The organism is Luteibacter sp. P4_E6 (genome assembly GCF_056401535.1).
On record NZ_JBFUJE010000771.1, the window covers coordinates 1 to 1,418 of the forward strand.

Genomic DNA, 1,418 nt, shown 5'->3' on the forward strand with positions numbered 1-1,418 from the left:
CCTTCATAGCGAGGGGACGGAGACATGGCAAGCAATTCGAACGGGTCAGACGATTGGAATGGGGCGGAGCGGTTGGGCATCCCGTTCGGCGAGCGCGGTGGACGGCTTCTCGCGGCGGCGAGCGTGGAGCGAGGTCTTGCATGCGGCTGCGTTTGTCCCGGCTGTGGGGCAAGCCTGGTTGCCCGGCAGGGCGCGAAGCGGCGTGCCCACTTCGCCCACCACGGCGGCGACGAAAGCGGCTGCTGCTTCGAGTCCGCCGTGCATCGATACGCAAAGCAGGTCGTTGCCGAAAGTTGCTCCCTCCGGCTGCCGGGATGGAACGGTCAAGCGAATATGCCGAATCCGCCGACCGCCAGCGACAGAGAGGGCGTCCTGAGATACGGCGAGGCTGTGGATTGGCCGGCAGTGAATACGGCGGTGCGGAATGGTCAGGTGGAGGTGGTGATAGGAGAAATCCGGTCGGATGCCCTCGTGACCGATGCGAGCGGAGACCTTCTGGTGGAGATACGTGTCAGTCACCTGGTTGACGAAGCGAAAGCAACCAAGGTCCGGGCTATGAACGCCCGCATGATCGAAATCGATCTCTCAACATGTCCGGTCGACCTGATGATGGATGCCGTTCTTTTCGCCGAGTGGATACGTTTCGCGGCGCCGCGTCATTGGATCTGGGAACCCAGCGCCGCACGGTGCTGGGCGCGTAGCCGCGATGAGCTGGAAGCGCGCCTCTCCCTTCCCGTCGGGACAGCTCCACGAACACCCGGGATGCTTAGCCCGGTCTCTCCCGAGAGGTGGGAAGAAATTCGGCAGCAGTTCGGAGAGAACGAATGGATTCCTATTGGTCGGCCACCGGTGGTCGACGACCCATTGATAGGGTGCTGGGTCTGGTTAGACGGAAAGGGTGAGGCAGAGATCGTTCAGCGGCTCACGCGAGCAGGGGGCGTGTATCGAGTGAGGCTTTCCTGGGGGGAGTTTCGAATCGTCTACCTGGGCCGCCCAGGGTAGGAGGTGCTTCTCGGAAAACTGGGCGATCAAGCACGCGTCCGCCATATAAACAGAAGCTCACCCGCGATCTGTCTTGCGACCGTGGCGAAGGACGTGCACCATCGCCGTCAAGAATCACTGGGGGCTCAAATATGCTTCAGGCGCTCCTGCTAAGGCCGTTCAACGCTGCGAGCTACGCCCTCCACCAACAGGTGAACTTGATCTTCGGAGTGGTACTCGTCGCTGTACTGCTGATCGCTGGCATCGCTTGGGCCATGGATCGTTGGCGTACCAGACACGATAGACGCGATAAGCGAGATCATGCGGCGCTTCGTCGAGTTCAGGAGCGTAGCCGACGAAATGCCGGCCGCCGACGCAGCGATTAACGGCCACAGTCGACTTACTACTTGTGCGATGGAGCTCGCAATGTACTCACT

At 61.4% G+C, this 1,418-nt stretch carries 2 protein-coding genes; one reads left to right on the forward strand and one right to left on the reverse strand.

The features are described from left to right. Positions 1-24 precede the first annotated feature (24 nt). The gene (locus AC1DT2_RS23340; protein ID WP_477299059.1) at positions 25-1,002 is read left to right on the forward strand and encodes a competence protein CoiA family protein; all 978 of its coding nucleotides are present in this window, start codon (positions 25-27) and stop codon (positions 1,000-1,002) included. Positions 1,003-1,151: 149 nt separating this feature from the next. Here AC1DT2_RS23340 and AC1DT2_RS23345 read toward each other — a convergent pair. After that, positions 1,152-1,418: hypothetical protein (locus AC1DT2_RS23345; protein WP_477299061.1), on the reverse strand; the 267-nt coding region annotated here is incomplete at its 5' end.

Excerpts from the sequence above, each read along its gene's own strand:
- AC1DT2_RS23340 (WP_477299059.1), top strand. The coding sequence starts at position 25 with ATGGCAAGCAATTCGAACGGGTCAGACGATTGGAATGGGGCGGAGCGG.